The sequence below is a fragment of the Curtobacterium sp. LFS084 genome, from assembly GCF_047977705.1.
Taxonomy (GTDB): Bacteria; Actinomycetota; Actinomycetes; order Actinomycetales; family Microbacteriaceae; genus Curtobacterium.
Window position 1 is genome coordinate 206,359 of sequence record NZ_JBFPFM010000003.1, and the last position, 24,902, is coordinate 231,260.

21 protein-coding genes and 1 tRNA gene are annotated in these 24,902 nt (G+C 73.2%); 17 read left to right on the forward strand and 5 right to left on the reverse strand.

Translation table 11 applies throughout. From position 1 onward, the window contains the following. Window position 1: 1 nt before the first annotated feature. Window positions 2-856 carry a Sir2 family NAD-dependent protein deacetylase gene (locus tag ACNQOV_RS03720; protein WP_022905893.1) on the reverse strand — a complete coding sequence of 285 codons (855 nt, stop codon included), beginning with the start codon at window positions 854-856 and terminating at the stop codon, window positions 2-4. A 107-nt stretch (window positions 857-963) separates the two neighbouring features. Between ACNQOV_RS03720 and ACNQOV_RS03725 the strand changes: the two genes are divergently transcribed. Further along, the gene (locus ACNQOV_RS03725; RefSeq protein ID WP_416393417.1) at window positions 964-1,791 is read left to right on the forward strand and encodes a TrmH family RNA methyltransferase; all 828 of its coding nucleotides are present in this window, start codon (window positions 964-966) and stop codon (window positions 1,789-1,791) included. Between the two features lie 244 nt (window positions 1,792-2,035). Next, a complete protein-coding gene (locus tag ACNQOV_RS03730) occupies window positions 2,036-3,268 on the forward strand; it encodes a D-alanyl-D-alanine carboxypeptidase family protein (RefSeq protein ID WP_416393418.1) in 1,233 nt (410 codons plus the stop codon). Between the two features lie 24 nt (window positions 3,269-3,292). On the opposite strand, the gene ACNQOV_RS03735 is transcribed toward ACNQOV_RS03730, so the two are convergent. Continuing rightward, a complete protein-coding gene (locus tag ACNQOV_RS03735) occupies window positions 3,293-4,639 on the reverse strand; it encodes a hypothetical protein (RefSeq protein WP_416393419.1) in 1,347 nt (448 codons plus the stop codon). Between the two features lie 147 nt (window positions 4,640-4,786). On the opposite strand from ACNQOV_RS03735, the gene ACNQOV_RS03740 reads away from it, so the two are divergent. Further along, window positions 4,787-6,166: a serine hydrolase domain-containing protein gene (locus ACNQOV_RS03740; protein WP_416393420.1), complete on the forward strand. Its 1,380-nt coding sequence runs from the start codon at window positions 4,787-4,789 to the stop codon at window positions 6,164-6,166. Window positions 6,167-6,172: 6 nt separating this feature from the next. Here ACNQOV_RS03740 and ACNQOV_RS03745 read toward each other — a convergent pair whose 3' ends face one another. Continuing rightward, a complete protein-coding gene (locus tag ACNQOV_RS03745; RefSeq protein ID WP_416393421.1) occupies window positions 6,173-6,967 on the reverse strand; it encodes an SGNH/GDSL hydrolase family protein in 795 nt (264 codons plus the stop codon). A 23-nt stretch (window positions 6,968-6,990) separates the two neighbouring features. Between ACNQOV_RS03745 and ACNQOV_RS03750 the strand changes: the two genes are divergently transcribed. The 6 genes from ACNQOV_RS03750 (at window position 6,991) to ACNQOV_RS03775 (ending at window position 15,034) form a co-directional block, all read left to right on the forward strand. After that, entirely contained in the window at window positions 6,991-8,145 is a 1,155-nt protein-coding gene (locus tag ACNQOV_RS03750) for an acyl-CoA dehydrogenase family protein (RefSeq protein WP_416393422.1), read from the forward strand. A 528-nt stretch (window positions 8,146-8,673) separates the two neighbouring features. Beyond that, window positions 8,674-9,924: a DNA polymerase IV gene (dinB, locus tag ACNQOV_RS03755; RefSeq protein WP_416393423.1), complete on the forward strand. Its 1,251-nt coding sequence runs from the start codon at window positions 8,674-8,676 to the stop codon at window positions 9,922-9,924. Window positions 9,925-9,941: 17 nt separating this feature from the next. Next, entirely contained in the window at window positions 9,942-11,855 is a 1,914-nt protein-coding gene (locus ACNQOV_RS03760; RefSeq protein WP_022906232.1) for a DEAD/DEAH box helicase, read from the forward strand. Window positions 11,856-11,862: 7 nt separating this feature from the next. After that, window positions 11,863-12,072, forward strand: a complete 210-nt coding sequence (locus tag ACNQOV_RS03765; protein WP_416393424.1) for a hypothetical protein — start codon at window positions 11,863-11,865, stop codon at window positions 12,070-12,072. A 32-nt stretch (window positions 12,073-12,104) separates the two neighbouring features. Beyond that, the gene (locus ACNQOV_RS03770) at window positions 12,105-13,433 is read left to right on the forward strand and encodes an NAD(P)/FAD-dependent oxidoreductase (protein ID WP_416393425.1); all 1,329 of its coding nucleotides are present in this window, start codon (window positions 12,105-12,107) and stop codon (window positions 13,431-13,433) included. A 140-nt stretch (window positions 13,434-13,573) separates the two neighbouring features. Continuing rightward, window positions 13,574-15,034 carry an HD domain-containing protein gene (locus ACNQOV_RS03775; RefSeq protein WP_416393426.1) on the forward strand — a complete coding sequence of 487 codons (1,461 nt, stop codon included), beginning with the start codon at window positions 13,574-13,576 and terminating at the stop codon, window positions 15,032-15,034. A 76-nt stretch (window positions 15,035-15,110) separates the two neighbouring features. On the opposite strand, the gene ACNQOV_RS03780 is transcribed toward ACNQOV_RS03775, so the two are convergent. Further along, a tRNA-Leu gene (locus tag ACNQOV_RS03780) sits at window positions 15,111-15,196 on the reverse strand. A 162-nt stretch (window positions 15,197-15,358) separates the two neighbouring features. Between ACNQOV_RS03780 and ACNQOV_RS03785 the strand changes: the two genes are divergently transcribed. Genes ACNQOV_RS03785 through mshC form a run of 3 tightly spaced genes read left to right on the forward strand, consistent with a single transcriptional unit; the run spans window position 15,359 to window position 18,806 of the window. Next, window positions 15,359-16,675 (forward strand): M20/M25/M40 family metallo-hydrolase, encoded by a 1,317-nt coding sequence (locus tag ACNQOV_RS03785; RefSeq protein ID WP_022906236.1) that lies wholly within the window; start codon window positions 15,359-15,361, stop codon window positions 16,673-16,675. A 59-nt stretch (window positions 16,676-16,734) separates the two neighbouring features. After that, complete coding sequence (locus tag ACNQOV_RS03790) at window positions 16,735-17,565, forward strand: undecaprenyl-diphosphate phosphatase (RefSeq protein WP_402262995.1); 831 nt, start codon at window positions 16,735-16,737, stop codon at window positions 17,563-17,565. Beyond that, a complete protein-coding gene (gene mshC, locus ACNQOV_RS03795) occupies window positions 17,562-18,806 on the forward strand; it encodes a cysteine--1-D-myo-inosityl 2-amino-2-deoxy-alpha-D-glucopyranoside ligase (protein WP_416393427.1) in 1,245 nt (414 codons plus the stop codon). The genes ACNQOV_RS03790 and mshC overlap by 4 nt, the downstream gene beginning before the upstream one ends. Window positions 18,807-19,010: 204 nt before the next feature. Here the strand turns inward: mshC and ACNQOV_RS03800 are convergent, their stop codons facing one another. Next, window positions 19,011-19,940, reverse strand: a complete 930-nt coding sequence (locus ACNQOV_RS03800) for a proteasome assembly chaperone family protein (protein WP_416393428.1) — start codon at window positions 19,938-19,940, stop codon at window positions 19,011-19,013. Window positions 19,941-20,102: 162 nt separating this feature from the next. On the opposite strand from ACNQOV_RS03800, the gene ACNQOV_RS03805 reads away from it, so the two are divergent. From ACNQOV_RS03805 to ACNQOV_RS03825, 5 genes are all read left to right on the forward strand, one after another. Continuing rightward, a complete protein-coding gene (locus tag ACNQOV_RS03805) occupies window positions 20,103-20,813 on the forward strand; it encodes an HAD family hydrolase (RefSeq protein ID WP_022906240.1) in 711 nt (236 codons plus the stop codon). Beyond that, a complete protein-coding gene (locus tag ACNQOV_RS03810) occupies window positions 20,810-21,892 on the forward strand; it encodes a tRNA (adenine-N1)-methyltransferase (protein WP_022906241.1) in 1,083 nt (360 codons plus the stop codon). The genes ACNQOV_RS03805 and ACNQOV_RS03810 overlap by 4 nt, the downstream gene beginning before the upstream one ends. Window positions 21,893-21,935: 43 nt before the next feature. Then, window positions 21,936-22,865, forward strand: a complete 930-nt coding sequence (locus tag ACNQOV_RS03815; protein WP_022906242.1) for a hypothetical protein — start codon at window positions 21,936-21,938, stop codon at window positions 22,863-22,865. 71 nt (window positions 22,866-22,936) lie between these two features. After that, window positions 22,937-23,968, forward strand: coding sequence for a helix-turn-helix transcriptional regulator (locus ACNQOV_RS03820; protein ID WP_416393429.1), 1,032 nt, complete (start codon window positions 22,937-22,939; stop codon window positions 23,966-23,968). After that, the coding region (locus ACNQOV_RS03825) for a helix-turn-helix transcriptional regulator (RefSeq protein WP_416393430.1) at window positions 23,961-24,902 on the forward strand (942 nt) is incomplete at its 3' end. The genes ACNQOV_RS03820 and ACNQOV_RS03825, both read left to right, overlap by 8 nt.

A 24,902-nucleotide genomic window follows, 5' to 3' on the forward strand; every position in this document is an offset into this window, starting at 1 on the left:
ATCATCGCAGACGCGCCGCGAGGGCTTCGAGGGTCTCGGTCGTGCCCGCGTCGATCTTGACCGCGGCCCGCGCGTCGCTCCGGGTCGCACCGCGGTTGACGATGACGACGGGGTGCTTCCGGCGGGCGGCGTGGTCGACCAGTCGGACGCCGGAGTTCACGGTGAGCGAGGAGCCGACGACGAGCAGTGCGTCGGCCTCGGCGACGATGGAGACGGCCTCGCGGAACTTCTCGGCCGGCACGAACTCGCCGAAGAACACCACGTCGGGCTTCAGCACCCCGCCGCACACCGAGCAGTCCGGCACCCGGAAGCGGTCGACGTCGGTGATCTCGACGTCGCCGTCGGGCTGGAGCTGCACCGACCCGGGTTCGTCGATCCACGGGTTGTCGCGGTCGAGCACGGCCGCGAGGTCGGCCCGCGAGAACACCTGCCCGCAGGTGAGACAGACGGCACGGTCCATCGACCCGTGGATCTCGACGACCCGCCGGGACCCGGAGCGGAGGTGCAGTCCGTCGACGTTCTGCGTGACGATGCCCGTGACGACACCGTCGCGTTCGAGCGCGGCGAGCGCCTGGTGCCCGGGGTTCGGACGGGCCGCCGCGAAGGTCCGCCACCCGAGGTGCGAGCCGGCCCAGTAGCGCTGGCGCTTGGCTGGGTCGGCGCGGAACTCCTGGAAGGTCATCGGCTTGCGGACGACGCGGCCGGCACCGCGGTAGTCGGGGATGCCCGAGTCGGTGCTCAGCCCGGCGCCCGAGAGCACCGCGATGCGCTTGCCCGCGAGGAGCTCGACGGCGCGGTCGAGGTCGAGCGCGGACGCGGTCGCGCCTTGGGGGCTGGTCGGTTCGCTCGTGGCCATCGTGTTCACGGTACCCTCAACAGCCGACCGACCCGGTCACTTCCCTCCCGCCGTGCGAGGCCCCACGGCGTCGCGGGCGACACCCTCCCGACACCGAATCGAGCCCCGTGCACGCCGTCCGCATCGACTCCCTCGACGACCCCCGTCTCGACGACTTCGCCCGGCTGACCGACGTCGCCCTGCGCCGCGTGTCCGAGCCCGAGGGTGGGCTCTACATCGCCGAGTCGAACACCGTCATCGAGCGTGCCGTGCGGGCCGGTCACGTCCCGCGCAGCGTGCTCGTGCAGGAGAAGTGGCTGGACAGCGTCCTGCCGGTCGTCGCGGACCACGACGGCCCGGTGTTCGTCGGTCCTGACGACCTGCTCGAGGACCTCACAGGGTTCCGCATGCACCGTGGCGCCATCGCCGCGATGCACCGTCCGGAACTGCCGAGCGTCGCGGACGTGGTGCGCGACGCGAAGGTCGTGGTCGTGCTCGAGGACATCGTCGACCACACCAACGTCGGCGCCGTCTTCCGGAGCGTCGCCGGCCTCGGGGCCGACGCGGTCCTCGTCAGCCCGCGCTGCGCCGACCCGCTCTACCGCCGCAGCGTCCGGGTCAGCATGGGCACCGTGCTGCAGGTCCCCTGGACCCGCATCGGCGACTGGCCGGCCGCCGGCGAGGAGCTCCGGGCGCAGGGCTTCCACCTCGCCGCGATGGCGCTCACGGACCGCTCGGTGGACCTCGACGCCTTCGTCGCCGACGTGCCGGAGCGCGTGGCGCTCGTGATGGGCACCGAGGGGCAGGGCCTCACGCCCGCGGCGATCGCCTCGGCCGACACGACGGTGCGGATCCCGATGGCGCACGGCGTCGACTCGTTGAACGTCGCCGCGGCGAGCGCCGTCGGCCTGTGGGCGGTCACCCACGCCCAGCGGCTCGCCACCGAGCGCGCCTGAGTCGCGTCCAGGAGGCGCGGCTCGTCCCCGTCGGTCGGGCCGGGGGACCGGGTGGTCGCGTCCCGCCTCCACCGTTCCGCCGCCCGTGGCGCCGCACCGCGTCGGGGTGACCGACGACCCGGGACCGGGGTCCCGCCGGACGCGACCGTCCGTGTCGGGGCCGAGCCGCGCCTCCCGTCCGCCGTCCCGCTGTCCGCGCGTCCTCGCAGCCCCGCGGGAGCCGCCCCCGGTACGCTCGGTTCCCGTGTCACGAGTCGTCCGCCGCCCCCGTTCCGCCGTCCGGAGGCCGGTGACCGTCTCGGTCGTCGCCGTGCTCGTGCTGGCGGTCGGCTACCTCGTGGCCGCGGCCGTCGTGCCGTTCGCCCCGGCGAGCGCGTCGACGACGACCTACTCGGCGCCCACGTCGTCGGTGCCGGACCTGACGTTCCCCGGCTACGGCGCGACCGCGGTCGAGGCCACCGACTTCCCGGAGAGCCTCCGCACGAGCGGCGACACGAAGCCACGGTCGATCGCGAGCATCTCGAAGGTGGTCACGGCGCTCGTCGTCCTCGACGCGAAGCCGCTGGAGCAGGGGGAGTCCGGGCCGACGATCACGTTCGGCCCGGGGATGCAGGCGCTCTACGCGAAGTACCTCGCGGTGAACGGCGAGGTCGCGCCGATGCCGGCCGGCCTGCGGCTGTCGGAGTACCAGACGCTCCAGGTCATGCTCATGAAGTCCGCGAACAACTACGCCGGTGCGCTGGCGCTGTGGGCGTTCGGGTCGATGGACGCGTACCGCTCCGCGGCGGACACCTGGCTCGACGAGCACGGACTCGACCACACCACGATCCACGAGCCGACGGGCCTCGACGCCGGCAACACCTCGACCGCGACCGACCTCGTCACGCTCGGGCAACTGGCCCTCGCCGATCCGGTGGTGAAGGAGGTCGTCGGGACGAAGCAGGTCACGGTCCCCGGTGCCGGAGCGATCGAGAACTCGAACAAGCTGCTCGGGCTCGACGGCGTGGAGGGCATCAAGACCGGCACGCTCGACGAGGCCGGGGCGTGCCTGCTGTTCGCCGCGACCTACGAGCGGGGCGGCCGGCAGGTGACGGTGGTCGGGGCGATGCTCGGCGGCGTCGACCACGAGTCGCTCGACGACGACGTCCAACGGCTGCTGCGGTCGGTCGCCGACAACTTCCAGGTCGTGACGCTCACCCACGCCGGCCAGACGTTCGGGACCTTCTCGACGCCGTGGCAGGACGAGGCCGACGCGGTGTCCGGCCGGGCGGCCGAGGTGCTCGTCTGGGGGAGGACGACGGTGTCCGCGTCGACGCACCTCGACCGGATCACGCTCGGCACGAAGGGGGAGCGGGTCGGCCGGGTCCGGTTCACGATCACCGACCACGACGCGGTGACGGTCCCGCTCGTGCTCGAGCGGTCGATCGACGACCCGGGCGTCTGGTGGCGGTGGACGAACCCGTTCCAGGGCGCCTGACGACCGACGGCGTGCTCGAGGGGCTCAGCGCCCGACGGCGTGCTCGATCATCGAGCAGGGCACGACCGCGTCCCACCCGGCGAGCCGTGGCATCCCGCCGATCCGGACGGTGTCCCCGGGGTGCGCGGCGCAGTGGGCCGCACGGTGCTCGACCTGGGCGGCCCACACGGGGCCGTCCGCGCGGAGCGGTGTCGCTCCACTCCCGGCGACGAGGGCGGCGACCGTCACGACGACGAGCGCCCCGCCGGCCGCACGCCAGGGCCACCGTCCGCGGGCGAGCAGGACGTCGGCGGCGAGGACCACGGCCGCGGTGAGGAACATCGACGCCGCCGCCGCGTAGCGCAGGGGCTCGCTGCCCGCCCAGGCCGACGGGGTGAACGTCGACCACGTGGTGCCGGGCGTCCGGTTCACGATCAGTGCCGCGTACCAGACGAGGCCAGCGCCGACCGTGGTGGCGAGGAGCATCCACCTGGCCGGCCAGGGTGCCCGCACGAGCGCGGTCACCACGGCGGCGACGAGGAGCGCCGCGGGCACGGCGACGACCCACCAGCCGTGCGCCGCGACGGAGGCACCCACGGCGCGGACGTCGGCGTCCCAGCTGCCGCCGACGACCTGCGCGAGGAACCCGGCGGTCATGTCCCGGAACGAGGTGATGCCACCCTGGTGCGTCGCGGAACGGGGGTGCGTCAGGGCCGCGGTGGCCTGCGCCGCGACACCGAGCACCGCGGTCGCGGCGACGGGCAGCACGCGCACCTGCCGACGGCCGAGCAGCAGCAGCGGGAGGAACACGGCCGCCTGGATCTCGCTCGTCGTCACGACGCCGACGGCCGCGGCGGTGGCACCGGCCGCCCACCAGCTCCGCGGACGGTGGGCGAGGAGCCAGGGTGCCGCGAACAGGAGGTACCAGTGCAGGTTCGCCGCGGTGCCGGCGATCTCGACGGGTGCGAGGGGGATCACCGCCGGGACGACCGCGAGCAGGACGCGCAGCGGCCAGGACCGCACGACGTCGCGGGCGAGCGCGAAGACCGTGCCGCAGACCGCGCCGAGGACCGCGCACGACAGCGCCGAGACCGTCAGGGCGTACAGGTCGATGCGCCCGGTCGCGACGGCGGCGTCGACGACGAGGCGGGGCAGGACGTGCAGGTACCCGTCGTACGGGTGCCAGACGGACCGGACCGGGCCGAGGACGAGCCGGTCGGTGAGGAAGCGCCCGGAGTCCTCGGCCCAGGCGACGCCGCGGGCGGGGACGCCGATGCGGACCCATGCGAGCACGGCCGCGGCGACGGCGACGAGCACCGTCGACAGCGCGGGCACCGTCCACCGCGCGGGCACCGCCGCCGACACCCGCCCCGGGCGGACCGCTGCCGTCATCGGGCCCCCTCGTGCTGTGGTGCAGTCGTACCGGGGGATCATTGCGCAGGAGCGTGGACGGCGGCCGTGACCCGGATGCCGTGCCTCTCAGGCTCGTCCCGGGTTCCGTCCGACGCACCGGTCGACCGCACGCGTAGGGTCGGTGGTGTGACGACGACGTTCCCCACCGCTGCCCCGTCCGCCCTCGGCATCGACGCCGGCGGTGTCGACCGGTTCCTCGACGCCCTCGGGTCCACACCGGGGGTCGAGCCGCACAGCATCGTGCTGCTCCGCCACGGTCAGGTGGCCGCCGCGGGGTGGTGGCACCCCTACGCCGAGGACCGGGTCCACCTGCTCTACTCGCTCAGCAAGAGCTTCACGGCCGCAGCCGTCGGGATCGCCGTCCGCGAGGGGCTGATCGACCTCGACGCCACCGCGCTGTCGTACTTCCCCGAGCTCGACGCCGAGATCACCGACGAGCGCAGCCGCCGGATCCGCGTCCGGCACCTGCTCGCGATGGCGAGCGGGCACCGCGAGGAAGCCCTCGACCGGGCCCGTGCCGCCGACCCGGACGACCTCGTCCGCGGCTTCCTGCTCACGCCGCCCGACGAGGAGCCCGGCAGCGTCTTCGCCTACAACCAGCCGTGCACCTACACGCTCGGTGCCATCGTCCGGCGGGTCAGCGGCGGCACGCTGGTCGACTACCTGCGCCCGCGGCTGCTCGACCCGCTCGGCATCGACGACCTCGCTTGGCGACGCGACGAGACCGGCGCGGAGCTCGGCTTCAGCGGCTGCTACGCGCCGACCTGGGCGATCGCGCGGCTCGGACAGCTGTACCTGCAGCGTGGCGTGTGGGACGGCGAGCGGATCCTCGACGAGGACTGGGTCGCGCAGGCCACGAGCACGCAGGTCGAGAACCCGGGCGAGGAGAACCCGGACTGGTCGCAGGGCTACGGTTTCCAGTTCTGGATGGCCCGCCACGGGTACCGCGGCGACGGCGCCTACGGCCAGTTCTGCGTCGTCCTGCCCGAGCAGGACGTCGTCCTCGCGCTCACCGGGCAGAGCCTCGACATGCAGGCCGTCCTCGACGCGGCCTGGCAGCACCTCCTGCCCGCCCTCGACGCAGTGGACGTCGACGCGGCCGCGGACGCCGGCCTGGAGGCGCGGCTCGCCTCCCTGGGGCTGCCACCGGTGGCGGGTGGGCGCCTCCCCGAGCACCTCGCCGACGTCTCCCTGCGGTCCCGCCCGGGTGGGATCCTCGACGCGGTCACGTTCGCGCGCGACGGCGACGGGATCCGCATGACCGTGACCGACGACGGACGCTCGGACTCGGTGCCGCTCGGCGAAGGACGATGGGCCGTCGACGGCGCCCTCGCGGCGAGCGCCGCGACCGAGCCGGACGGGACGGTTCGCGTCGCCTTGCGGTTCGTCGAGACGCCGCACCTGCTGCACCTGCGCGTCGACCTCGACCGGGGCACGGTCGGGGCGAGGTGGGGGACCGAACCCCTGCACGACGGGCCGATGACGCTCCGGCGCCCCGCCGACTGACCGGGCCTAGGGGATGTCGGAGCGGTGCTCGACGACGTCCTGGAGCTCGGGCCGCTTCGCGGTCACGCCGTCGCCCGAGGACGTGTGCTTGATCCGCCGCACCACCCACGGCACGAGGTACTCGCGCGCCCAGCCGAGGTCCTCGGCGCGGGCCTCGCGCCACGGCCGGGCCTCGAGCGGCTCCGGGTTGAACGGTTCGAGGCCGTGCTCGACACCGAGCGCGTCCAGCACCGCGGCGGCGACGGTGGCGTGGCCCATGGGGGAGTGGTGCAGTCGGTCGGGCGCCCACATGCGCGGGTCGCGGAGGACGCGCAGCGCCCACATGCTCGCCACGATCGCACCGTGCTTCAACGCGATCGCGTGCAGGTTCTCGTTGTAGATCGCCGTCTTGCCGCGGACCATCCCGAGGACCGGGGTCATGCCGACGTCGGGCCCGGTGAAGAGCACCACGGTCGCGCCGTCGCTCCGGAGCCGGGCGACCATCGCGTCGACGCGCTCGGCGAGCTCGTCGGGGTCGGAGCCCGGGCGGATGATGTCGTTGCCACCCGCGGACACCGTCACCAGGTCCGGGTGCAGCGCCAGCGCCGGCTCGACCTGCTCGTCGATGATCTGCTGGAGCAGCCGTCCGCGGATCGCGAGGTTGGCGTAGGCGAAGTCCTCGGACTGGTGCGCGAGGACCTCGGCCACCCGGTCCGCCCAGCCGCGGTTGCCGCCGGGCACCGTGGGGTCGGGGTCCCCGATCCCCTCGGTGAACGAGTCACCGATCGCGACGTACCTGGACCACGGATGACGATCTGACACCCCTCGGACCATAGTCTCGTGCCATGACGAAGGCCAACCCGTCCCGGAGCCTGCCCGACGAGCTGCTCGACCGGATCGCCGCGCGTGCGCCCGACTACGACGCCCGGAACGCGTTCTGCGCCGAGGACCTCGACGAGCTGCGGGCGGCGGGCTACCTCCGACTCGGCGTCCCCGTCGAGCGCGGCGGCGCCGGGCTCGGGCTCGCCGCGACGGCAGCGGTGCAGCAGCGGCTCGCGCAGGCCGCACCGGCGACGGCGCTCGGACTCGGGATGCACCAGGTCTGGGTGCAGGCGGCGCGCGCCGTCACCGCGCGAGGCGAGTCGTTCCTCCAGTCCGTCACCGACCACGCGGCGGACGACCGCCTGCTCGCGTTCGGGGTGAGCGAACCCGGCAACGACGCCGTGCTGTTCGACTCGACGACGTCGGCGGAGCCGGACGGCGACGGCGGCTACCGGTTCACGGGCACGAAGGTGTCGACCTCGCTCGCACCCGCGTGGGACGTCCTGAGCGTGTTCGGGAAGGACAGCAGCGGCGCGGAACCGCGACTGGTGCACGGCTTCGTGCTGCGGTCGGACGGCGACGTCGAGCACCTGGACGACTGGGACACCCTCGGGATGCGGGCGACGCAGAGCCGGACGACGCTGCTGCACGGGGTGCACGTGCCGGCCGACCGGATCGTGCGGAGCCTGCCGGTGGGGCCGAACCAGGACCCGCTCGTGTTCGGGGTCTTCGCGGCGTTCGAGCTCCTCGTCGCGTCGGTGTACGTCGGGATCGCCTCGCGGGCGGTGTCGCTGGCGGTGTCGGCGGTGCACGCCCGGACCGCCCGGGACGGGACTCCGCGTTCGGCCGACCCCGACGTCCGGCGGGCGATCGCGGACGTGCAGGGCGCCGTCGACGCGGTCGAGCTGCAGGTCTCGTCGCTCGCGCGGTCGGTGGACGAGCTCGACGACCTCGGGGCGCGGTGGTTCCCGCTGCTCGTGGGGACGAAGGCCCGGGCGGTGGACACGGCGGCGCACGCGGTGGACGAGGCGATGCGCGTGGTGGGTGGGAGCGCCTACCGGGCGGGCAGCGAGTTGGCGCGGCTGGCGCGGGACGTCCGGGCGGGGCAGTACCACCCGTCGACGCGGGACTCGGCGGCGCGGACGATCGCGGCGTCGGTGCTCGGGCCGCTCGCCTGACGGGCGAGGGCGGGGGCGAGGCGCGGGCGCGGGCGGGGGCGGACGGCTCGCACGGTGCGGGTTTCGTCGCCCGGTGCGGGTTTCGTCGCCCGGTGTGGCGCTGCCCCCTCGGTGCGAGGTTGTAGCGCCGCACGGAGCGGGCAACCCGGCACGCGGTGACGGGAGCCGCACGGTGCAGCCGGGCGATCGCCGACGCCGCACGGTGCGGGGACCGTCGGCCGGTGCGGCGCTGCCCGCTCGGTGCGAGGTTGTAGCGCCGCACGGGGCGGGCAACCCGGCATGCGGTGACGGGAGCCGCACGGTGCTGCCGGGTGATCGCCGACGCCGCACGGTGCGGGGTCCGCTGGCCGGTGCGGCGCTGCCCGCTCGGTGCGAGGTTGTAGCGCCGCACGGAGCGAGCAACCCGGCACGCGGTGACGGATGCCGCACGGTGCCGCTCGCGCCGCTTCGTGCGGCGTTGCCCGGCTAGCGCCCGGCCGCCGCCGCCCCTCGAACCGCGATGTCGGTAGCTGGTGGCATCATCGGCGCGTGAGCAAACAGGACGGACGTAACCGGCTCGTCTCCGACGCACCGGTGGACGACGTCACGGCGACCGTGCTGCACGTCGACATGGACGCCTTCTTCGCCTCGGTCGAGCTGCTGGACCGGCCGGACCTCCGCGGCCTGCCCGTGATCGTCGGGCACGACTCCGACCGCTCCGTCGTGACGGCCGCCACGTACGAGGCACGCAAGTACGGCGTGAACTCCGCGATGCCGATGGCCGTCGCCAAGCGTCGGTGCCCGAACGCGATCATCGTCGAGCCGCACTTCGAGAAGTACCGGGCGAAGTCTGACGCCGTGATGCACGTCTTCGACCGGTTCACGCCGCGCGTCGAGAAGCTCGGCATCGACGAAGCGTTCCTCGACGTCGCCGGAGCCATCCGGCTCTACGGCACCCCGTGGGAGATCGGCCGGGCGATCCGCGCCGCCGTGTTCGCCGAGACCGGGCTGCACTGCTCGGTCGGCGCCGCGTCGACGAAGTTCGTGGCGAAGCTCGCATCGAGCCGGTCGAAGCCGGACGGGCTCCTCGTGGTGCCGGCGGCCGACACCGTGGCGTTCCTCCACCCGCAGCCGGTCTCCGCGCTGTGGGGCGTCGGCGGCAAGACGCAGGAGACCCTCGAGCGCCGCGGCATCCGGACGGTCGGTGACCTCGCGACCACGCCCCTCGGCTCGCTCGTCTCCGCGCTCGGACCCGCCGGTGGCCAGCGGCTGCACGACCTCGCCTGGGGCCGCGACCCGCGGACGGTCGAGGCCGGCGTCGGCGAGAAGTCGATCGGGCACGAGGTCACCTTCGGCCACGACCTCACCGAGCGCGACGACGTCGCCCGTGAACTCCTGCGCCTGGCCGACAAGGTGGCCGTGCGACTCCGGCGCGCCGACGTGCAGGCACGGACGGTGGCGCTCAAGGTCCGCTACACGGACTTCAGCACGCTGACCCGGTCCCGCACCCTCGCGGAACCGACCGACGTCGCGAAGCGCCTGCACCGCGAAGCCGTCGAGCTGTACGACGTGCTGCACCGGCCGGGCAACCGGATCCGCCTCATCGGGGTCCGTGGTGAGAACCTCGTGCCGGCGGCGGCGAGCAACGCGCTGTGGGACGACGACGCGCCGTGGCGCGAGACCGAGACGACGATCGACGCGGTCGCCGCTCGCTTCGGCGCCGGCGTGCTCCGACCGGCGTCCCTGGTGCGCGGCACGCCCGAGGGGCACGTCCCGCCCGCTCGGCAGGACGAAGGGTGACGGTAGAATCTCGTGCAGTGAGCGCAGCCGAGTACACCGATCAGCCAGGGGCGGGGGACCAGCCCGCGGCTCTGTGGGACGACGGTACCGCGGCACCCGAGCACGCGGTCGTCGCCCACGACGAGGCCGTCGCCGCTGCCGAGGCAGCGGGTAACTCGGCCGTGCAGAACCTGTCGCCGGCGTTCCCGGACCGTGCCGCCTGGGGCACCGCCTCGAAGCTCCGCGCTTGGCAGGTCGAGGCGCTGACGAAGTACTTCGAGACCGAGCCGCGCGACTTCCTCGCCGCGGCCACGCCCGGCGCCGGCAAGACCACGTTCGCGCTTCGGCTCGCCACCGAGCTCCTTGCCCGCGGCACCGTCGACCGCATCGTCGTCGTCGCCCCGACCGAGCACCTGAAGCGGCAGTGGGCGGACTCGGCGGACCGTGTCGGCATCCGGATCGACCCGATGTTCAAGAACGGCGACGGCATGTTCGGCCGGCACTACCAGGGCGTGGCGATCACGTACGCCCAGGTCGGCATGAACCCTGAGGTCCACCAGAAGATCACCGCCGGCGGCAAGACGCTCGTCATCCTCGACGAGGTCCACCACGGCGGCGACGCCCTCACCTGGGGCGACGGCATCAGGGAGGCGTTCTCGAAGGCCACCCGTCGCCTGTCCCTCTCCGGCACCCCGTTCCGCTCGGACACCGCGCCGATCCCGTTCGTGCAGTACGCCCCCGACGAGCAGGGCATCCGCACCTCGATCTCCGACTACAACTACGGCTACGGGCGCGCCCTCAAGGACGGCGTCGTCCGTCCGGTGCTCTTCATGGCGTACGCCGGGCAGATGCGCTGGAAGACCCGCATGGGCGACGAGATGTCGGCGTCGCTCGGCGAGCAGGTCACGAAGGACATCACCGCCCAGGCGTGGCGGACCGCCCTCTCGCCGGAGGGCGAGTGGATGCCGGCCGTCCTCTCTGCGGCGGACAAACGCCTGACCGAGGTCCGCCGTGGTGTGCCGGACGCCGGCGGCCTCGTCATCGCCACCGACACCACCACGGCCCGCGCCTACGCCCGGATCCTGCAGCAGATCACCGGCGAGCGGCCCACCGTCGTCCTCTCGGACGAAGCCGCGGCGTCGAGCCGGATCCAGGCCTTCGCCGAGGACACCTCGCGCTGGATGGTCGCCGTCCGGATGGTGTCCGAGGGCGTGGACGTCCCGCGACTGTGCGTCGGCGTGTACGCGACGAGCGCCAGCACCCCGCTCTTCTTCGCCCAGGTGATCGGCCGGTTCGTCCGAGCCCGACGGCGCGGCGAGACGGCGTCGGTGTTCCTGCCGAGCGTGCCCGGCCTGATGGCGCTGGCTGCCTCCCTCGAACTCGAGCGCGACCACGCCCTCGACCGGCCGAAGGACGCCGACGACGGGATGTACAACCCCGAGGACGCGATGGTCGCCGAGGCCAACAAGGAGGACCGCGCGTCGGAGAGCCTGCTCGAGGTCCAGCCGTTCGAGGCGCTCGACTCGCAGGCCTCCTTCGACCGGGTCCTCTACGACGGCGGCGAGTTCGGCACCGGCGGCGAGGTCGGATCGCTCGAGGAACTCGACTTCATCGGCATCCCGGGGCTGCTCGAGCCCGACCAGGTGCGCGACCTGCTCCGCGCGCGGCAGGCGACCCAGGCGAAGCGGGCGAAGGGGCGCACCCCGAAGGACGGCATGCCCAAGGCCGCAGCCGCCACCGAGGACCGCCCGATGTACCAGACGATCAAGGAGCAGCGGTCCGAACTGCACCGGCTCGTCTCGATCTGGTCGCGGCACGCGAACGAGCCGCACGGCGCGATCCACGCGGAGCTCCGCCGCATCAGCGGGGGTCCGGCGGTCGCGCAGGCGAGCATCGAGCAGATCCAGAAGCGCATCGACGTGCTGCGCTCCCGCATCGGCGGGCGTCGGTGAGCACCGCGTGATCGAGGCCGTCGACGAGCGCACCTGGTACGTCAAGCGCGACCCCGAGTCCTCGCCCGAGGCCATCATCGACCGCTTCGGCGGCGGCTACCGCCTCCGCCGCTTCTCGCTCACCGAGTCCCGTCGGACCCCGCACGGCGTCTACACCGGCGTCGAACTCGCCGAGACCGCCTGGTGGCGGCTCCGCGACAGGCCGCGCGGCACATGACATCACAAGCCGAAGTCGGGTAGACCGGGGGAATGGCAGACTCCATCCCTCACGTCCTCGTCCTCGGCGGCGGCTCCGCTGGCTACACCACCGTCAAGCAGCTCCAGAAGCACGCCGCGACCGTGCCGATGCGCATCACGCTGGTGGACCAGAACACGTACTACACGTACCTGCCGTTCCTGCCCGAGGTCGCCGGTGGCCACATCGCCCCGAAGGACGTGACCTTCGAGCTGCGCCGCGCGCTCCGCAAGACGCGGGTCATCCAGGGCAAGGTCACCGGGATCTCGTCGGCTGACAAGACCGTCTCGATCGCCACGGCGGGCGGCGACGACCGCACGCTCGGCTACGACCAGCTCGTCGTCGCCCTCGGCTCCGTCACCCGCACCTTCCCGACCCCCGGGCTCGAGGAGTACGGCGTCGGCTTCAAGAGCGTGGAAGAGGCTGCCTACGTCCGCGCGAAGCTCCTCGACAACATCGCCAAGGCCGCTGCCACGCGTGACGAGGACGAGCGCCGCCGCCTGCTCACGAGCATCTTCGTCGGCGGTGGCTACACCGGCGTCGAGGCGATCGGCGAGCTGTTCGACGTCTCGCAGGCCGCCATCAAGACGTACCCGTCGCTCGCCGGCGAGCACCCCCGCTGGGTCCTCATCGACGCGCTCGACCGCGTCGCGCCCGAGGTCGGCCCGGAGCTGTCGAAGTGGACCCTCGAGTCCCTCCGCGCCCGTGGCATCGACGTCCGTCTGAAGACCACCATGCCGAGCGCCGAGGGCGGCGTCATCAAGCTCTCCGACGGCGACGAGTTCGCGGCCGGCCTGCTCGTCTGGACCGCCGGCGTGAAGCCGAACCCGCTCCTCGACGCCTCCGACCTGCCGCGCGGTCCGAAGGGCCACCTCGCCGCGAACGCGAAGCTGCAGGTCGAGAGCGAGGACACGCACGAGGTCGTCCCGGGCGTCTGGGGGCTCGGCGACGTCGCGCAGGTCCCCGACCTGACCGCCGAGAAGCAGCCGGCGTACTACCCGCCGAACGCGCAGAACGCCGTCCGCCAGGCCGTCGTGGCCGCGGAGAACGTGGTCGCGACGATCACCGGCAAGCCGCTCGAGGAGTACCGCCACCCGTCCATCGGCACCGTCGCCTCGTACGGTGTCGCGAAGGGTGCGGCGAACATCAAGGGCATCAAGATGACCAACCTGCTCGCCTGGCTCGCACACCGCGCCTACCACGTGTACGCGATGCCGACGCTCAACCGCAAGGTGCGCATCGTGATCGGGTGGATCACCGGTGCCGTCTCGGGTCGCGACGCAACGTCGCTCATCAAGGAGACCGACCCGCGCCGCACCTTCGTCGAGGCGTCGAAGTCGTAGACGCCAGACCCTGACGGACAGGAGGCGGGGTGCCGGCGGGCACCGCGCCTCCTGTCCGTCGTCCGGTCGCGCCGACGCGCGTGGTGCGGCAGACTGACTCCCTCGGTGCCGCCGCACGGAGGTCCTGGAAGAGGCCGCACGTGACCACCACCATCTCCTGCCCCCGCTGCGGTGCCGCTCGCCTGCCCGCGGCCGTCCACCGGTGCCCCGGCCCCACGGACCCCGAGGACGCGCTCGGCGTGACCGGTGCCGTCGCTGCGCTCCTCGCCGTCCTCGGGAGTGTCGGCCGCCCGCTCCTCGTCGGCGGGATGGTCCGTGACGCCGTGTTCCGCGAGACCGGGCGGTCGGGCACCGACCCCGAGCACGACGTCGACGTCGAGGTGCACGGCACCCAGACGGCTGCGGTGATGGACGCCCTCCGCGCGGCCGGGGCCGTCGTCGTCCTCGCCGGCACGCGGTTCGAGGTGCTCAAGGTGGTGTTCCTCGGCGTGCAGGCCGACGTCGCCGTGCTCCCGAGCGGCAGCGACGACGCGGCCCTCGTCCGGGCAGCCGCCCGTCGGGACTTCACCGTGAACGCGATCGCCTGGGACCCGGCGACGAACGAGTACGTCGACGCGTTCGGCGGGATCGAGGACGCCGCTCGGGGGATCCTCCGGCACACCTCGGAGCAGTTCGGCGACGATCCGCTGCGGGTGCTGCGGGCCGCCCAGCTCGCCGCGCGCTTCGACCTCACCGTGCACCCCGCCACGGTCGCCGTCGCCCGGTCACTGGTGGACGCGTTCCCCGCCGTGGCACCGGAACGCACCTGGCCGGAGGTGCGCAAGGTGACCAGGGGCGACCACCCCTCGCGGGCCCTCGACGTCCTCCACGCCACGGGGTGGGAACGGCACTTCCCGGAGCTCGCCGCGGTCCGCGACGTGCCGCAGGACCCGCACTGGCACCCGGAGGGTCCGGTGCACGTGCACCTGGGGCTCGCAGCGGACGCCGCGGCGGCATCCTGCACGGCCGACGGGGTGACGGGGGAGGACCGGACGGTCGTCGTGCTCGCCGCGCTCCTGCACGACCTCGGCAAAGCAGGGGACGGCACGCAGCGGGTGCGGGGCGAGGACGGCACCGTCCGGATCCGGAGCCTCGGACACGAGGTCAGCGGTGCCCGTGCCGCGCGGTCACTGCTCCGCCGCATCGGTGCGCCGAGGGCCGTCGTCGACCGGGTGGTCCCCGCGATCCGGGAGCACATGGTGGCGCACTCGACGACGGGCGCGCCGCCGTCCGTCCCGGCCGTGAGACGACTCCGGCGCCGACTCGGCGGTCCGCTGTCGGCCGTGGAGGTCTGGGCACGGGTGTGCGAGGCGGACTCGCGGGGTCGTGGCCCGGCGTCGGGGCCGTCTCCGGCGTGGGCGTGGTTCGAGGTCGTGCTGGCGGACGAGGTGTCGGGGCCGCGGCCGCGCCTCGTGACGGGCCGCGACCTCATCGACGCGGGGCTCGTCCCGGGGCCGCGGTTCCGTGCGCTCCTCGACGCAGCGGCGGACGCGCAGGACGACGGGCGCTTCGTCGATGCGGAGGGTGCCGCGCGGTGGGTGCGGGAGGCGATCCGACACTGACCGCGGGTCCGTGTCGCCGCCGCGGCCGGAACGGGAGAAGCCCCCTGGCCGATGACCAGGGGGCTTCTCCTTCGTGTGTCCGAGGGGGGACTTGAACCCCCACGCCCTAATACGGGCACTAGCACCTCAAGCTAGCGCGTCTACCATTTCCGCCACCCGGACAGGGTGTCTGGTGTCCGTTTCCCGGGTTTTCCCCGGCGTTCCTGCCGAGAGAAGACACTAGCACGGGTCTGAACGCGCGATGAACACGGCAACGCATCCCGGGCGCGTCCCGCCGTGACGCCGGGCACCGGGCACGTCGGACCCGACCGGTAGCGTGGGGCCATGACGAACCCGGAGGCCACGCCGACCGACCTCGAGGCCACCGCGGCGATCGCCCGCGACCTCATCCGCATCGACACGACGAACTGGGGCGAGGGGAAGTCCCGCGGCGAGACCGAGGCGGCGCACTACGTCGAGGCGGAGCTCCGAGCACTCGGACTCGAGCCGCAGCTCTTCGAGTCCGAGCCCGACCGGGTGAGCGTCGTGGCCCGGGTGCCCGGACGCGACCGCGACAAGCCCGCCCTGGTCGTGCACGGCCACCTCGACGTCGTACCCGCGGACCCGGCGAACTGGTCGGTGGACCCGTTCGGCGGCGAGGTCCGTGACGGCATGCTCTGGGGTCGCGGCGCCGTGGACATGAAGAACATGGACGCGATGATGCTCACGTCGCTGTCGGACGTCATCGAACGGCAGGGCGCACCCGAGCGGGACCTCGTGATCGCGTACTTCGCCGACGAGGAGGCCGGGGGCGTGCTCGGCTCCCACCACGTCGTCGAGCACCACCCCGAGGTGTTCCGGGGCGCGAGCGCCGCCATCAGCGAGGTCGGCGGCTACTCGATCACGCTCGGCGACCGTCGTGCCTACCTGCTGCAGACGGGCGAGAAGGCGCTCATGTGGATCAAGCTCGTCGCGACGGGGACGGCGGCGCACGGCTCGCACGTCATCCACGACAACGCGGTCACGAAGCTCGCCGCCGCGGTCGCCCGGATCGGCAGCGAGGAGTGGCCCGTCCGGCTGTCGGCGACGACGGACGCGATGGTGGCCGAGGTCGCGCGGTTCCTCGGCGTGGACCCCACGGTGACCGGCCCGGACGAGGTGGCGCTCGCGACGGGCTCGGCCTCGCGGTTCATCCACGCGGCGCTCCACACGACGACGAACCCGACGGTGCTGACGGCGGGGTACAAGCACAACGTGATCCCGGACCGTGCCGAGGCCCTCGTCGACATCCGGTGCCTGCCCGGCGACGAGGACGCGGTGCTGGCGCGGGTGCGGGAGCTCGCGGGCGACGACGTCGAGGTGGTGATGTCCTTCCGCGACATCGGCCTCGAGCAGGACTTCGGCGGGCCGCTCGTCGACGCGGTGCGCGACGTCCTCGGCCGCCACGACCCCGGTGCCCCGGTCCTGCCGTACCTGCTCTCGGGCGGCACGGACAACAAGGCGCTCTCGACGCTCGGCATCGCCGGGTACGGGTTCGTCCCGCTCCAGCTGCCGGCGGGGGTGGACTTCCCGGCGATGTTCCACGGCGTGGACGAGCGGGTGCCGCTCGACGCGCTCGCGTTCGGTCGGCGGGTCCTCGGAGACCTCCTCGCCACGTACTGATACCGTGCGTGGTCGCCTCCGTGGCGGTGTCCTGACCGACTTCCCCGAAAGGCCCGTGCGTGCACATCCTCGAGGCGATCTTCCTCGGCTTCGTCCAGGGGCTCACCGAGTTCCTGCCGGTCTCGTCCAGCGCCCACCTGCGCATCGTCGGGCTGTTCCTGCCGGACGCGCAGGACCCGGGCGCGGCGTTCACCGCCGTGACGCAGCTCGGGACCGAGACCGCGGTGCTCATCTACTTCTGGAAGGACATCGCCCGGATCGTCGGCCGGTGGTTCCGCTCCGTCGTCCGGCGTGACGTGCCGAAGGGCGACCCGGACGTGCGCCTAGGCTGGCTGGTGATCCTCGGCACGATCCCGATCGGTGTCGCCGGGCTGCTGCTCAAGGACTCGATCGAGACCACCTTCCGGTCGCTCTGGATCGTCGCGATCGTGCTCATCGTCTTCGGCATCGTGCTGGGCGTCCTCGACGTCGTCGGCAAGAAGGTGCGCCGCCTCGAGCACATGACGTTCGGCGGCGGGATCCTGATCGGCCTCGCGCAGATGCTCGCGCTCGTGCCGGGGGTGTCGCGCTCGGGGGCGACGGTGTCGATGGGGCTCGCGCTCGGATACACCCGCCCGGCGGCCGCCCGGTTCGCGTTCCTGCTCGCCGTGCCCGCCGTCTTCCTCTCCGGGCTGTACGAGGCGGCGACGAGCCTCGGCGACACCGGAGCGCCCTTCGGCGTCGTCGACACGCTCATCGCGACCGTCGTCGCGTTCGTCGTCGGTTTCGTCGTCATCGCCGCGTTCATGAACTACATCAGCAAGCGCAGCTTCATGCCGTTCGTCGTCTACCGCATCGCACTCGGTATCGTTCTCATCGTGTTGTTGTCGCTCGGAGTGATCCAGCCGTGAGGGCCTGGCAGGTCCCGTCCGTCCCCGATGTCCCGGGCTCCGCGCCCCGCCCGGTCGTGCACGACACGGCGAGCGGCAAGCCCGTCGACCCGACCGGCGGCGAGGAGCGGGCGGCGCTCTACGTCTGCGGCATCACCCCGTACGACGCGACCCACCTCGGCCACGCCGCGACCTACCTGGCGTTCGACACGCTCGGACGCGTGTGGCGCGACGCCGGGCTCGAGGTCGAGTACGCCCAGAACACGACCGACGTCGACGACCCGCTCCTCGAACGCGCCGCCCGTGACGGTGTCGACTGGCGGGACCTCGCCGCGTCGCAGATCGACCTGTTCCGGCGTGACATGGAGGCGCTGCGCATCCTGCCGCCGGACGACTACGTGGCCGTCACCGACGAGGTCGAGCGCGTCGCCTCGGCCGTGGCGTTCCTGCAGGAGACCGGCTACGCCTACGACGTGCCGACCGACGACTCCGACGGCGACGACGTCTACTTCGACGTGAACCGTCCGACCGAGTCGTGGACCCTCGGCGACGAGAGCCGGCTCGACCGCGAGACGATGCTCGCCCTGTCGGCCGAGCGGGGCGGCGATCCCGACCGCCCGGGCAAGCGCGACCCGCTCGACCCGCTGCTCTGGCGTGCCGCCCGCGACGGCGAACCGAGCTGGGACACCGAGCTCGGCCCTGGTCGTCCGGGGTGGCACATCGAGTGCAGCGTGATCGCCGGCGACAAGCTCGGCCTGCCGATCAGCGTGCAGGGCGGCGGCAGCGACCTCGTCTTCCCGCACCACGAGATGAGCGCGGGCCACGCCGCGGCCCTCGCGCACCAGCCGTTGGCGCACGCGTACGTGCACACCGGGATGATCGCCTACCAGGGCGAGAAGATCTCGAAGTCGCTCGGCAACCTCGTGACCGTCCGCGGGCTGCTCGACAGCGGCGCCGACCCCCGCGCGATCCGGCTCGCGCTGCTGTCGCACAAGTACTCGGACGACTGGGAGTGGTTCGACGCCGAGCTCACGAGCGCGACGACGCGTCTGGCGACCTGGGACGCGTGGGCGTCCGGCAGCGATGCCGGACACGCCGACGACGCGGCCGACGTCGTCGCGCGCGTCCGGGCCCGTGTCGCGGACGACCTCGACACGCCCGGTGCCGTCGCGGCGGTGGACACCGCCATCGCGGGCGGGACGGCGGTCACGCCGGAGCTCGTCGACCTCGTCGACGCGCTCCTCGGCATCCGCCTGGGCTGACCCCGAGGCCGCCGCGCGGGGGCCGAGCGGGCAGGACGTGCCGCTCGGATTCGCCGAAAGGGCGGAACGGGCCGGATCCGCGCGCCGAGCGTGACGGACCGCGCCCGTTCGGTGCGCGGCCGCGCGCCCGGAACGTCCCCAACGGACGGACGGGAGGGACGGTGCCAGCTGGCACCGCGCCTCCCGTCCGTCCGTTGGTCGCGTCTACTGCGCGGGAGGCGGCGGGCGGAAGCCCTCGCCGCCGGCGGTACCGCCGTCCTTGCCGTCCTTGCGCTCGCGACGGCGCAGGTACTGCTCGAACTCCTGCGCGATGGCGTCGCCCGAGGCCTCGGGGGAGTCGACCGTGTCGCGCGCCTGCTCGAGCTGGCCGATGTAGGACGCCATGTCCTCGTCGTCGGCCGCGAGGGCGTCGATGCCCTCCTCCCACTCGGTGGCGTCGTCGAGCAGCGATCCCCGCGGGACGGTGACGTCGGTGAGCTCCTCGATCTTGTCGAGCAGCGACAGCGTGGCCTTCGGCGACGGCGAGTTGTGCACGTAGTGCGGCACCGAGGCCCAGAGCGACAGCGTGGTGAGCCCGGCGGTGTCCATGGCGTCGGCGAGGACGCCGAGGATGCCGGTCGGCCCCTCGTAGGACGAACGGTCGACGTCGAACGCGGCACGGACGCCGGCGTTCTCGCTCGACACGAAGACCGAGATGGGCCGGGTGTGCGGGACGTCGGCGAGCATCGCACCGACGAAGACGACCGCGTCGATCGAGTAGACGTCGGCGAGGTCGATGATCTCGGCGCAGAAGCCGCGCCAGGTGCGGGAGGGCTCCGGGCCGACGAGCACGAACACGTCGCGCTCGGACGGGGAGCCGGTGGCGCCGATCACGGGTCGGCCCTCGGCGCCGGGGCCGTGCAGGACGATCCGCGGCCACTGGATGCCGCGCTCGCCGTTCTCGTCCGTGCCGACGTTCGGCCGGTTGAACTGGTAGTCGACGTACCGCTCGCCGTCGAGCTCACGCAGCTCGTCGAGCTCGAGCGACTCGACGATGCGCCTGGCGAGACCGCTCGCCGCTTCTCCGGCGTCGTTCCAGCCCTCGAAGGCGACGACGAGCAGTCGACCGTCGCTGAAGGGGGAGTGCTGTGGCACGGACGGGACCTCCTGGTGGTGGAGCGGGGCGAGCGCGGTGCGGGACCGCCCTCGGCCGGACACGAATCGCAGCAACAAGGATAGGGCCGCTCGACCGCAGTGCGTCCATGCGTCCGCGGTGAGCGGAAAGCGGGTCCGGCCGCCCCGGTAGACTCGTCGCCCGTGACCGCCCAGCACCCCGACCGAGTCCTGCCCGCAGCCGTGCTGTGGGACATGGACGGCACGATCATCGACACCGAGCCCATCTGGCAGCAGTCCCAGGTCGAGCTGACGGCGCGGTACGGCGCCGAGTGGACCCACGAGGACGGACTGTCCCTCGTCGGCAGCGGTCTCGAGCGCTCCGGCGAGCTCCTCCGCGACAAGGGCGTCGACATGGAGGTCGAGGAGATCATCCAGTGGATGACCGACTACGTCATGGAGCGACTGCGCGACGGCGAACTGCCGTGGCGACCGGGCGCCCGAGAACTCATCGAGGGGCTGCACGACCGCGGCATCCCGACCGCGCTCGTGACGATGTCCCGCCGCAAGATGGCGCTCGTCGCCGCCGAGGCGATCGGCGACCGCGGCTTCCGTGTGGTCGTCGCCGGTGACGACGTCGAGCGGCCGAAGCCGTACCCGGACGCCTACCTCTCCGCCGCGGCCCAGCTCGGCGTCGACGCCACCGCCTGCATCGCGATCGAGGACTCCGCCACCGGCGTCGCCTCGGCCGTGGCCTCCGGCGCGGTGACGGTCGCCGTCGAGCACATCGTGCCGCTGTCGGACATCACGGGCGGCGACGTCCACCTGACCACCCTCGCGGACGTCGACGTCGACCGGCTCGTCGAGCTGACCGGCCCGGCCCTCGCCGCCCGCACCCAGGAGGTCGCGCGATGACCGACGCCGTCCCGAACCCGACCGAACACCTCCCGCACACCGCCGGGGGAGCGCCGCACACCCCGCCGCGCGGACCCTTCCGCGCCGGTGACCGCGTGCAGCTGACCGGCCCCAAGGGCAAGCTCACGACCCTGTCGCTCGAGGTCGCCGGTGAGTACCACACGCACCGCGGCGTGCTCCGGCACGACGACGTCATCGGGCAGCCCGACGGCTCGGTGATCCGGGCGAGCACCGGCGACGAGTACCTGGCGCTCCGCCCGCTGCTCAACGACTACGTGATGTCGATGCCCCGCGGTGCGGCGATCGTCTACCCGAAGGACGCGGCCCAGATCGTCGCGTTCGCCGACGTCTTCCCCGGCGCCCGCGTGGTCGAGGCCGGTGTCGGCTCGGGGGCGCTCTCGCTCTTCCTGCTCCGGGCGATCGGCCCGACCGGGCAGCTGCGGTCGTTCGAGCGTCGCGAAGAGTTCGCGGCCATCGCCAGGGGCAACGTCGGCACCTTCCTCGGTGCCGTCCCGGACAACTGGTCGGTCACCGTCGGCGACCTCGTCGAGGAACTGCCGGGCGCCGTCGACGAGCAGAGTGTCGACCGGGTCGTCCTCGACATGCTCGCGCCGTGGGAGTGCGTCGACGCCGCGGCCGACGCCCTCGTCCCCGGCGGCCTCATCGTCTGCTACGTCGCAACCGTCACGCAGCTCTCCCGCACCGCCGAGGCGCTCCGGGACACCGGTCGGTTCACGGACCCCCAGTCGAGCGAGACGCTCGTGCGCACCTGGCACGTCGAGGGCCTCGCGGTCCGACCCGACCACCGCATGGTGGGGCACACCGGGTTCCTCGTGACGGCACGCCGGCTGGCGGACGGCGTCGTGCTCCCCAACCTGAAGCGTCGCGCAGGCAAGGCCGAGTTCTCCGACGAGGACGTCGAGGCCTGGACCCCCGGCGCGGTCGGCGAGCGGTCGGCCAGCGACAAGAAGCTCCGCAAGGTCGCGCGGCAGGCGGCGGCGCAGGCCCGCAAGGTCGCCGCTGCCGAGGCCGGCCCCGCGACGTCCGACGCGGACGGCCCTGCTGAGGACGACCGGTAGGCTACGCGTCGTGCCCGTCCTGCATCGAACGGAAAGAGGGTCCGTGCGCACCATCCCCGCACTCCTGGTCACCATCGGCCTCGCCGCAGCACTCACCGGGTGCGCGGCGAGCGGGGCCGGTTCCACGCCGTCGAGCTGTGCCGCTCCCGGCGCCGCGTCCGAGGCGGTCACCGCGACGGGTGCGTTCGGCAAGGAGCCGAAGGTCAGCGTCCCGAGCGGCCTCACCACGAAGGGCACGCAGGTCTCGGTCCTGAAGACGGGCGACGGACGCGAGATCGAGGACGGCACGCCGGTCCTCATCGAGTACACGCTCGTCGACGGTTCGACCGGCGAGGTCGCGCAGACCAGCGGGTACTCCGGCCAGACGGCCCCGATCACGGCCGGCGCCGACAACTACGGTGCCCTCGGCGCCTCGCTCGAGTGCGCGCACGTCGGGGACCGCCTCGCCGTCGCCCTGCCGAAGAGCGCGCTCAACTCGTCCACGACCGGCGACACCGGCACGACCTCCGGCAAGACCGAGGACGCCGTCATCGCGGTCATCGACGTCAAGCGCGCCTACGACGCCCGCGCCACCGGCACCCCGCAGCTCGCCGGCGACGGCATGCCCGCCGTCGTGCTCGCACCCTCCGGCGCCCCCGGCATCACGATCCCGTCGTGGAGCGCGCCGTCCTCGGACGAGACGCACCTGCTCCGCAAGGGCAGCGGCGCCGTGCTCACCGAGAAGGACACCGCCCTCATCAAGTACACCGCCGTGTCCTGGGGCACGGACGGCGCCGACTCGTCGGTCGCCGGTTCGAGCTGGACCGACGGGTCGGGCGCGCAGAGCGTCCCGCTCGCCAAGGGCCAGGTGCAGGAGGGCGTCCGGAACGCCATCGTCGGCCACCGCGTCGGCGACCAGGTCCTCGCGATCGTGCACCAGCAGGGACAGGCGTACGCGTACGTGATCGACGTCCTCGGGAAGGTCTCGGCCTGACCTTCCCGGACCGTCCACCGACCGCGGCGCGGGTGCACTCCGGTGCACCCGCGCTGCCGTAGGATCGGCTCGTGCCAGCGACCCGTGTGCCCCGAGTGCCTGCCGAGGAACGGCTCTTCAGCCTGGTGCTCGCGCTGCTCTCGACGGAGTCCGGGCTGACGAAGTCCGAGATCCTGGCGAACGTCCAGGGCTACCGACAGCGGTTCACGACGGGCGGCGACAACGCCTCGCTCGAGCGACAGTTCGAGCGCGACAAGGACGACGTCCGCGAGCTCGGCATCCCGCTCGAGACGATCGAGACGCCTGGGGCGGCCGGCAACAACCAGACGCTCCGGTACCGGATCCCGAAGGGCGAGTACGACCTGCCGGTCGACGTCCGCTTCACGCCGGACGAGTCGGCGCTGCTGTCGCTCGCGGCGATGGCCTGGCGCGAGGGCGCGCTGTCCGCCGACTCCCGTCGTGGCCTCCTCAAGGTCCGCTCCGCCGGGTCCGAGGACGACGCGGCCGGGGCCATCGGCGTCGACGCGTACGCCCCGCGGCTCCGCGCCCGCGACGTCGCGTTCGAACCGCTGCGCTCGGCGCTCGACCGGGCCGCGGCGGTCCGGTTCGACTACATCACGCCCGGTCAGCACGAACCCCGTCGTCGGGAGGTCGCGCCGCTCGCCCTCGTCCAGCACGGCGGCCGGTGGATGCTCGCCGCACACGAGTTCGCGACGGGCAGCGAGAAGAACTACCTCCTGGCCCGGATCGTCGGCCCCGTCACGCAGTTCGAGGTCGGACGGCACCCGGCTCCGGCCGGCGCCGGCGAACGCGCCCTGGCCGAACTCGAACGGGTCTGGGCGGCCCGCACCGCACGGATCCGCGTCGCACCGGGGTCCGACGCCGCGCGCCGGCTCGCGCGACGTCGCGACACCGAGACCGACGACGACGGCGTCCTCGTGCTGCACCACGTCGACCCGCAGATCCTCGCCGAGGAGCTCGCCGCGTTCGGCCCCGAGGTCCGTGTGCTCGAGCCGGAGGACCTGCGCGACCGGGTGACCGCGCGCCTGACGGCCCTCGTGGCCGACCACACCGACGACCACGACGGGAGCACCCGTGGCTGAGCAGCAACCGCTCCAGGCACAGGACAAGCTCGCGTTCCTGCTCGCCCTCGTGCCCTACCTGATCGACCGCGAGCGGGTCTCCGTCGCCGAGGCCGCGCGGCACTTCGGCGTGCCCGAGACCCGGATCCGCCGCGCCGTCGAGCTCATCGCGGTGTCCGGCGTCCCCGGCGAGACCATGCAGTACCAGCACGGCGACCTGTTCGACATCGCCTGGGACGACTTCGACCAGAACGACATGATCGTGCTGACGAACCTCGTCGCGATCGACGACTCGCCCCGGCTCTCGGCGCGCGAGGCGTCGGCGCTCATCGCCGGGCTGCAGTACCTCTCCGCCCTGCCCGAGGCCGCCGACCGCGACGCGATCCGGGCCCTCATGGCGAAGCTCTCCCGCGGCGCCGGTGGTGCGGCGTCGAACGTGACGGTCGGACAGGACCTGCACGACGTCGCCCTCGCGACCATCCGTCGCGCGATGGCCGACTGCCGAGGACTCGTCTTCGACTACGCCGGACCCCGCACCAGGGGGAGCACCCGCCGGGTGGACGCGCTGCGCGTGGAGTCGATCGACACCGACTGGTACCTGCGGGCGTGGGACCTCGACCGACAGGCCCTCCGGACGTTCCGCCTGGACCGGATGTCCGGCGTGCGGGTCGACGACCGTCCGGCCGAGAAGTCCATCGACGACGTCGTGATCCCGGACACCCTGTTCCAGCAGTCGGCGGAGGACGTGATCGTCACGGTCGAGCTCGACTCGTCGTCGTTGCCGCTCGTGGCCGACTTCCTCGCGGACACGGCCGACGCGCCGGACGCCGACGGCCGAGTGCGCATCCGACTGGCCGCGTCGAACGGGTTCGACGGCGTCGTGCGGCTCGTCGCCGGGCTGCCCGGTCGCGCGGTCGTGCTCGACCCGCCGGCCGCGCGCGCCGCGGTCCGCGAC

Bases quoted from the DNA above. Each gene is read 5' to 3' on its own strand.
- ACNQOV_RS03720 (WP_022905893.1), bottom strand. From the start codon at position 856: ATGGCCACGAGCGAACCGACCAGCCCCCAAGGCGCGACCGCGTCCGCG.
- ACNQOV_RS03735 (WP_416393419.1), bottom strand. From the start codon at position 4,639: ATGACGGCAGCGGTCCGCCCGGGGCGGGTGTCGGCGGCGGTGCCCGCG.
- ACNQOV_RS03750 (WP_416393422.1), top strand. From the start codon at position 6,991: ATGACGAAGGCCAACCCGTCCCGGAGCCTGCCCGACGAGCTGCTCGAC.
- ACNQOV_RS03770 (WP_416393425.1), top strand. From the start codon at position 12,105: ATGGCAGACTCCATCCCTCACGTCCTCGTCCTCGGCGGCGGCTCCGCT.
- ACNQOV_RS03785 (WP_022906236.1), top strand. From the start codon at position 15,359: ATGACGAACCCGGAGGCCACGCCGACCGACCTCGAGGCCACCGCGGCG.
- ACNQOV_RS03810 (WP_022906241.1), top strand. From the start codon at position 20,810: ATGACCGACGCCGTCCCGAACCCGACCGAACACCTCCCGCACACCGCC.